The following is an 8,839-nucleotide window of genomic DNA, read 5'->3' as shown; positions in this document are numbered from 1 at the left end:
TAAAGCGCGAAAGCATATATTTGCCGAGGCTCGTTTTGATCTGCGCTGCGTCCAAATCGTCAAATTTAGAAGCGTTTAAAAGCAAAAATTTACTCGCGTTATAGAGCTTATTCGTAAAATTTCGATATATCAAAAGCTTGTCGTCGCTAAGGCGCAGATCGCGCCCCTGCACGCACAAAATCGTAAGCGTAAAGCGCAAAATATCGGCACTAAATTCATCGATTTTTAGCAGCGGGTCGACTACGTTTTTGCTCGATTTGCTCATCTTTTTGCCGTCTTTGTCCTTAACTAGGGCATGCAGGTAGATGTCGCGAAACGGCAGCTCGCCCATGGCGTTTTGGCACTGAAACATCATGCGCGCGACCCAGAAAAACAAAATGTCAAAGCCCGTGATCAGCATGGTGTTTGGATAAAATTCGCTCAAATCCTCCTCAAACCACTTCTCGTTTTTCAGCGCCTCGCCGTTGCCCCAGCCAAGCGTGCTGATCGGCCAAAGACCGCTTGAAAACCAAGTATCGAGCACGTCGGGATCTTGAGTAAAATTTTTACCGCCGCATTTCGGGCAGGCATCGGGGCTCTCGCGCTCATCCGCCCACTGATGGCCGCAGTCGCAGTAAAACACGGGAATTCTATGCCCCCACCACAGCTGGCGGCTGATGCACCAGTCCTTCAGCTCGCGCATCCAGGCGTTGAAGCTATTGATCCAGTGCTTCGGGAAAAATTCCGCCTCACCCGCATTTACTCTGGCGATCGCATCTTTTGCGATATCCGCGCGCACGAACCACTGCTGCGAGATGTACGGCTCGACGACGTTTTTGCAGCGGTAGCAGTAGCCGACTTGATTTTCGTAATCCTCGATTTTTTCGATAAAGCCCAGCTGTTCAAGCTCCGCTACGATCTGATCGCGCGCAGCAAGCCGCTCTAAACCATTAAATTTACCGCACTGCTCGTTTAAAATTCCTTTTTCGTCAAATACCGTGATAAAGCCCAGCTCGTGGCGCTTGCCGACCTCGTAGTCGTTGGCGTCGTGCGCTGGCGTGACCTTCACGGCACCCGTTCCAAAGCTCATATCGACGTATTCGTCGGCGATGATCTCTATCTCGCGGCCGATTAGCGGCAGCACGACTTTTTTGCCGATCAAATTTTTATAGCGTTCGTCCGCGGGATTTACCATGACGGCTGTGTCGCCGAAATAGGTCTCGGGGCGCGTCGTCGCAACAACAATGTAGTTGCGGCTCGTCTCGCTCGAATCTTTGCAAGAGTTTGAATTTTGCTCGTCCGCAAAGTAGTAACGCAAATAATAAAGCTTGCCCTTGTTCTCCTTGTGCTCAACCTCCACGTCGCTTAGTGCACCGTCGTGCGTGCACCAGTTCACCATATAGTTTCCGCGCACGATGAGCCCCGCGTCGTATAGGCTTACGAAGGCTTTGCGCACGGCGTTTTTAAGCCCCTCATCCATCGTAAAGCGCTGTCTGCTCCACGCAGGCGTGACGCCAAGGCGCTTCATCTGCTTTACGATTTGCCCGCCGCTTTGCTCCTTCCAGCGCCAAACGTGCTTTAAAAACTCCTCGCGCCCTATCTCTTCTTTTTTGATCCCTTGCGCCAAAAGCTCGCGCTCGACGACGTTTTGCGTCGCGATGCCTGCGTGGTCTAACCCCGGCTGCCAAAGCGTGCGGTAGCCGTCCATTCGCTTGTATCGCGTCATAATGTCTTGCAGCGTATAAGTGAGCGAGTGCCCGATATGAAGCACTCCGGTGACATTCGGCGGCGGTAGCATGATGCAAAAGTTTTTGCCTTTTTGTTGGATATCTTTATTGCCGTCGATCTCGAAGTAGCCGCGCTGCTCCCAAATTTTATAAAAGCTCTCCTCTACGGCTTTCGCGTCGTAAAAATCTGCCATTTTTAGCCTTTTTTTAAAATTTTAAATTTTGCGATTTTAGCGGAATTTATGTAAAGCGCTCATTAAAGCGTGCCAATTCTGCATTATACAATAAAATGTAGTATTTAAATATATATAAAAATATCGAATTTTAGAATATTTTAGATAAAATTTTAAAAAGTCATATAAAAACACTTGACATTAAAAATTCTACCTGCTATAATACCGCGAAATTTTAACCAAAAGGATTAAATATGAAGAAATTTCTTCTCGCTTCGCTTCTTAGCGCCAGCGTCGTCAGCTTCGCTCTTGCCGAAAAAATCGTAGTCGCCGCTACTCCGATACCGCATGCCGAAATTTTAGAGCAGATCAAGCCTGATCTAAAAGCCCAAGGCTACGATCTTGAGGTCAAGGTTTTCAATGACTACGTAACCCCGAACCTCGCTACCGATAGCGGCGACGTGGATGCGGGATTTTTTCAGCACGTGCCGTATATGGAGGAATTTAACGCTAATAAAGGCACGAAGTTAAAAGCGACCGTGGGCGTGCACTTAGAGCCGATGGGCATCTACAGCCATAAGATTAAAAATTTAAAAGATCTTAAAAACGGCGCCAAAGTTGCCGTGCCAAACGATCCGACTAACGAAAGCCGCGCTCTTGATCTGCTCGTAGCCGCGGGGCTCATCGAAGTAGATCAGAGCGCCAAGCTTCGCACGCCGTTAGATGTCACGAAAAATCCTAAAAATTTAGAAATTTTAGAGCTTGAAGGCGCCGCGCTTCCACGCACCCTGGGCGATGTCGATATTGCCGTTATCAACTCAAATTTTGCCTTTAACGCAAATTTAAACCCAATCAAGGATTCGCTATTTTTAGAAAAGGCTGAGGGCAACCCTTACACAAATGTTATTAGCGTTAAAGAAGGCAACGAAAACAGCCCTAAAATCAAGGCGCTAGATAAAGCGATCCAAAGCGAGAAAGTGAAAAAGTTTATCGAGACGCAATATAAAGGCGCAATCATCCCGTCGTTTTAACTCCCCTCTTTTTAAAATTCGGCGCAGAATTCGCGCCGAATTTGCTGACATTCGCTATTTTATTTACTATCTTTTTTTATAATTGCGCGAAATTTACCGAATAAAGGAAAAATAATGAAAAGAATTTTATCTTTCAGCTTTGTTGCCGCTATGGCTATATCTTCGCTTAATGCAGGCGTTTTGGCTACTGCAAAAGACGCAAATATCACTATTACGGATGAGGATGTTGCACCGTTTTTGGCTCAAGGTATGCAGCACGGTGGGCAGGAACCGACCGCCGATGAGAAGAAAAAACTAATCGACGATCTAATCAAATACAAACTCCTAATCGCAGAGGCGAAAAAATCAGGCATTGAAAACAGCGACGAATATAAACATCAGCTAGAGCTAGCTAAAGATGGCATCGCATTTAATCTATGGCAACGCGAACAGGCTAAAGACGTAAGCGTTAGCGACGAGGAAGCTAAAAAAATTTATGATGAAAATAAACAAAATTTCATGCAACCAGATTCCGTTACCGCAAGTCATATCTTAGTAGCAGACGAAAAGGCTGCTAAAAACGCGATTGCGAAGCTATCAAAAGTCAAAAAAGAGAATTTAAAAGAGGAATTTAATAAACTAGCTAAAGAAATTTCAATCGATCCAAGTGCGAAAGAAAACGGTGGCGATTTGGGCTCTTTTGGCAAAGGGATGATGGTGCCGGAGTTTGAAAAAGCAGCGTTTGCACTAAAAGATGGTGAGATGAGCAAAACGCCGGTAAAGACACAATTCGGATATCATGTAATCTACAAAGAAAGCAGCAAAAAGGCCGAGACTATGCCATTTGAAAAGGTAAAAGATCTCATCAAAAATCAGTTACTTCCAAGCAAAGTAAACAAAAAAATCGATGACAAGGCTAACGAGCTATTCGGCAAACTAAACATCGAATACGCAAAATAGTTTTAATTTTAAGGCGCGAGGCTATTAAATTTATATGCAAGTTCGCTACGGTGGCAACTTGCAGGGATAAATTTTAGCCTGCGCCTTTGTTTTATATGCGCTAAATTTCGCAAAATTTTAGGCTTACTCTTATATCGTCGGATTGTTAAATTCTAAATTTATTCGCTCTGCCGATGTTAAATTTTACGGAATTTTAAGCGCAGTCGGTTTTTTACATTAAATCAAGGAATTCAAATGCTTTCTAATATCGTAAATTTTATCGTAGAATTTGTCGCAGGCTGGGGATACCTTGGCATTTTTGTGATGATGTTTTTAGAAAGCAGCTTCTTTCCTTTCCCAAGTGAAGTCGTGATGATCCCTGCAGGCTATCTGGCCTCAAAATCGCAGATGAGCTTTGTTCTAGCATTTGTTTGTGGGCTTGGCGGCAGCATCACCGGCGCGCTGTTTAATTACTATCTATGCTACTTTTTTGGACGTAAGATTATCGCTAAATACGGCAAATACGTAGGCATCACCGAGGAGAAATTTGCAAAATTCGAAGCTTTTTTTAACCGCCATGGCGAAATTTCAACATTTAACTGCCGCTTAATCCCTGGCATCCGTCAATACATCAGCCTTCCTGCGGGGCTTGCAAAGATGAATGTCGCGCGCTTCGTGCTATTTACCGGGCTTGGAGCTGCGATTTGGACACTAATACTAATGAGCTTGGGATATTTCATCGGCGAAAACGAGGAGCTAATCAAGCAAGATCTGCATCTAATTACGATCGCTCTGTTCGCCGTCGTCATTATAATCTCGCTCCTATATATTTATTTTATAAAACGCAAAAAATAGCTCCGCGCTAGTAAATACAAATACAATAAAAAATTCCATTTTGCCGCCTTTAAGTTCAAATTTTTCAAATTATAATTTAAGCTAAACAAGAATTTTTATAATTTTACTTTCATAATCTGCGTGCAATACGATATTTCTATTAAAGTGTAATTATGCCTTAGTAGCGAATTCCAAAATATTTTTTAAGTAAAATTCTATTTAAAGCCTTAAACAATCATACTAATTTCTAAATTTTAATTTTTCGTTACGTTTTAAGCTGCTTTTAATACTAAAAGCTTTAAAATTCCATTAACAATTTCAACGAAAGGACTTATTATGGCAAAGACCAGAAAAGAACACGATTTCATCGGTGAATTAGAAATTTCCGACGATTTTTACTACGGTGTGCAGACATTTAGGGCACTAGAGAACTTCCATCTAAGCGGACGAGCGCTCAAAGACTATCCATTTTTTATCAAGGCATTTGCACAAATCAAAAAAGCAGCTGCATTAGCCAATAAAGAGGTTGGAGTCCTAGACGCACAAAAAGCCGATGCGATTGCAAAAGCTTGCGACAGGCTCATCGCAGGAGAGTTCAGAGATCAATTCGTAGTCGATATGATCCAAGGCGGCGCCGGAACTTCAACGAATATGAATACCAACGAAGTCATTACTAACATAGCTTTGGAGAGCATGGGACACAAAAAGGGCGAATACCAATACCTCCATCCAAACGACCACACAAATTTGGGTCAAAGCACCAACGATACCTATCCTAGCTCGATCAAAGTCGCTGCTTACGCCAAGCTAACCGATCTACTAAAAGCTATGGAAAATTTGAAAAAAGAGCTTGAAGTTAAAGCCAAAGAATACAAAGATGTCATCAAAATGGGAAGGACGGAGCTTGAGGATGCCGTTCCTACTACTCTTGGAAACACTTTCAACGCTTTTGCTACCTACATCAAAACCGATATCGCGCTTATCAAAGCTGCTAGAGAGTCGATGACTTACCTAAATATGGGCGCTACGGCGATTGGTACGGGCATCAACTGCCATCCTGATTACAAAAACGTAGTCGAGAAAAAGCTAGGCGAAATCACCGGCGTTAAATTTAAAGCCGCAGAGGATTTCATCGCCGCTACACAAGACACTGCGGACTTCGTCCACGTTAGTGGCGCATTAAAAACAGCAGCCGTCCGCCTAAGTAAAATCGCAAACGACCTACGTCTTATGAACTCCGGTCCTAGATGCGGTCTAGGCGAAATCGAGCTTCCTAAGATGCAACCGGGCAGCTCCATCATGCCGGGCAAAGTAAACCCAGTCATCGCCGAGGTCGTAGGCGAGGCTTGCTACGAGGTAATCGGCAACGACGTGACTATTATGCTTTGCTCCGAGCGCGGAGAATTCGAGCTTAATGCGTTTGAGCCTGGCATCGCATATGCGCTATTTAACTCGATTGTGCTTTTGGAAAATGCGATGAATACACTAGCTGAAAAAGCTATCAAACATCTAAAAGCAAACCCTGAAGCTTGCCTAAAATCGGTGCTAAATTCCGTCGGTATCGTTACTGCATTCAATCCTTACATCGGTTACGAAAAATCCGCAAGTATCGCCAAAGAGGCACTTCAGACCGGAAAATCTGTCGGCGAAATCTGCTTAGAGCGCGGATATTTGAAAAAAGAGGAGATCGATAAGATCCTAGAGCCTAAATCTATGCTCAACCCGCATATGAGCAAAAAATAGTTCCAAACTAGGTGCGGCGCGGAATTTCGTCGGTTAATTTAATAGGCGAAATTCCGCAAAGTAGAATTCTAAATAGATAAGATTGATCGTGCAGAATTCCGTAGATGCAGAATTTCATCAAGTTAGATTTAGCTTCCGTGGAGTAAAATTCCACTTGCGAAATTTTAGGATAAAATTCCGCATAGAATTCCGACCACTGAATTATAAAGATAATTCGGATTTTACCTGCTGAAATCTTTAGAATTCTGCGCGCCGTTAAAAAAATTACTTTATAAGGAGTTTTGCAATGGACTTTATGGTGATATTGCAATTTATCGTTTTGCTAGGCGGCATCTACCTAGGCGTTAAGCTAGGCGGTATGGGCGTCGGTTATGCAGGCGGCTTGGGCGTTGTCGTCCTAGCCATTTTGGGCATGAAGGTCGATATGAAGGATATTCCGATTGACGTTATCCTAATTATCGCATCGGTAATCTCCGCGATTACGGCGCTGCAAGTCGCAGGCGGACTTGATTATTTGGTTCAGGTAGCATCTAAAATTTTAAGGAAAAATCCTAAGCAGATCAACTTCCTAGCGCCTATCGTTACCTATCTACTTACGATACTTGCGGGCACCGGACATACTGCGTTTTCTATGATCCCGGTTATCGTCGAGGTCGCAAAGACGCAGAATATCAAGCCTTCCGCTCCCCTTGCGCTCTCGGTCGTTTCGTCTCAGGTAGCGATCACTGCGAGCCCTATTTCGGCGGCATTCGTCGCTATGAGCGGTCTGTGCGAGAAGCTAGGCGTTAGCTATCCTAAGCTTTTGTTTATCTGCATCTCTACTACCTTCGTAGCTATGATCATCACGGCTTTCATCGTAAATAAATTCTACGATCTCGATCTTTCAAAAGACCCTGTTTACAAAGAGAGACTTTCAAAAGGTCTTGTAGCCGAGATCAAAGCCGAGGAGTATAAAGAGCCGAAGCCTTACGCAAAAAGATCGGTTGCGATATTTGCCATCGGCGTTTTGATCGTCGTTTGCTATGCGCTTGCGATCTCAAAGAGCGTCGGCTTGGTAGAAAAACCAATCCTTTCAAGAGATAGCGCGATCATCAGCTTTATGCTAACTATCGGCTTTCTTATCGCTGTTTTGTGCAAGATCGATACGGGCAAACTGCTCTCTACCAGCACTTTCCAAAGCGGTATGAATGCGTGCATCTGCGTCATCGGTATCGCATGGCTTGGTACGACTTTCGTAAACGGACATATCGATGCCATCAAAGATGTGGCTAAAAACGTCGTCACGCAGTATCCTTTCGTGCTAGCTATCGCGCTATACTTCCTAAGCTGCTTGCTATACTCGCAGGCTGCGACTACAAAGGTCATGATGCCTGCCGTTGCCGCCGCGCTTGGAATGACTAGCCCTGAAAATTCCGGTCAAATTTGGATCTTGGTCGCATCGTTCGCAGCCGTTTCGGGCTTGTTCGTGCTACCTACATATCCTACGACGCTGGGCGCTATCGCGATGGACGATACCGGCACGACGAGGGTCGGTAAATTCGTATTTAATCACTCGTTTTTTATCCCGGGTACCCTAATGGTAGGTATCTCAGTCGCGCTAGGATTTATCGTAGCTCCTGCGCTGATCTAAGATTAGTATTCCTTTCATTTGCGCCGAATTTTTCGGCGCATTTTTCATACCATTTAAAATTTTTAATACAATCTAATAGATAAAATTCTATCGATTTTGGGGTCTGCCATATTTACTTATAAATTTAACTTCTAATCGCATGCAAAAAACTACAAGTCTTCCGGTAGTATTTGAGTGGAAGTAAAATTTCATTTGAAATTTCATACCCATATTATGCTAGATGATAAATCAAAATTTCAGCCAAAAAACATATAATGTGAGAAATTTAAAACAAGGATAAAATATGAAAAATCTCATCATCATCGCTCATCCCGATATGGCAAGCTCGCACGCAAACAAGGCGTGGCGCGAGGTAGCCAAAAAGCAAGCAGATAAATTTGATATTCACGAAATTTACGCCGCTTATCCGAACGGCAAAATAGACGTAGCGCGCGAGCAGGAGTCACTTTTAAGCCACGATAAAATTATCATTCAGTTTCCACTTTATTGGTACAGCTATCCGCCACTTTTAAAGCAATGGTTCGACGATGTATTCGCCTACGGCTGGGCTTACGGCAGCACCGGCGACAAGCTAAAAGGTAAAGAATTCGCCCTAGCGATCACTATCGGCGACGAGCGAAACAACTATAAAAAAGACGGCACGATCGGATTTGACATAGAGGAAGTTATCACGCCTTTTAAATGCGCGATGAATTTTACAGGCGCCAAGCTGCTGCCGTGCCACTTCGGCTATGGATTTTCATTTCATCCAGATAGCGAATATATCGCAAAAAGTGCAGAAAAATACAAAGAATTTTTAGCAAA

The 8,839-nt window shown here is 43.9% G+C and carries 7 protein-coding genes; 6 read left to right on the top strand and 1 reads right to left on the bottom strand.

Annotated elements, in window-relative coordinates; genetic code table 11:
- The coding region (locus QZ176_RS09945; RefSeq protein WP_295153259.1) for a valine--tRNA ligase at positions 1-1,900 on the bottom strand (1,900 nt) is incomplete at its 3' end.
- Between the two features lie 233 nt (positions 1,901-2,133).
- On the opposite strand from QZ176_RS09945, the gene QZ176_RS09940 reads away from it, so the two are divergent.
- The 6 genes from QZ176_RS09940 to QZ176_RS09915 form a co-directional block, all read left to right on the top strand.
- Positions 2,134-2,910 (top strand): MetQ/NlpA family ABC transporter substrate-binding protein, encoded by a 777-nt coding sequence (locus tag QZ176_RS09940; protein WP_295153257.1) that lies wholly within the window; start codon positions 2,134-2,136, stop codon positions 2,908-2,910.
- Positions 2,911-3,024: 114 nt separating this feature from the next.
- On the top strand, positions 3,025-3,849 hold the full coding sequence (locus QZ176_RS09935; protein WP_005870679.1) for a peptidyl-prolyl cis-trans isomerase: 825 nt from the start codon (positions 3,025-3,027) through the stop codon (positions 3,847-3,849).
- Between the two features lie 234 nt (positions 3,850-4,083).
- Positions 4,084-4,683 carry a DedA family protein gene (locus QZ176_RS09930; protein ID WP_295153255.1) on the top strand — a complete coding sequence of 200 codons (600 nt, stop codon included), beginning with the start codon at positions 4,084-4,086 and terminating at the stop codon, positions 4,681-4,683.
- 315 nt (positions 4,684-4,998) lie between these two features.
- On the top strand, positions 4,999-6,405 hold the full coding sequence (locus QZ176_RS09925; protein ID WP_005870686.1) for an aspartate ammonia-lyase: 1,407 nt from the start codon (positions 4,999-5,001) through the stop codon (positions 6,403-6,405).
- Between the two features lie 286 nt (positions 6,406-6,691).
- The gene (locus QZ176_RS09920) at positions 6,692-8,035 is read left to right on the top strand and encodes an anaerobic C4-dicarboxylate transporter (protein WP_295153253.1); all 1,344 of its coding nucleotides are present in this window, start codon (positions 6,692-6,694) and stop codon (positions 8,033-8,035) included.
- A gap of 283 nt (positions 8,036-8,318) precedes the next feature.
- Positions 8,319-8,839: NAD(P)H-dependent oxidoreductase (locus tag QZ176_RS09915; protein ID WP_295153251.1), on the top strand; the 521-nt coding region annotated here is incomplete at its 3' end.

The organism is uncultured Campylobacter sp. (genome assembly GCF_905373215.1).
In the GTDB taxonomy this organism is placed as follows: Bacteria; Campylobacterota; Campylobacteria; order Campylobacterales; family Campylobacteraceae; genus Campylobacter_B.
The sequence above is the reverse complement of the archived record's forward strand: the minus strand, read 5'-3'. Positions and strand labels throughout refer to the sequence as shown.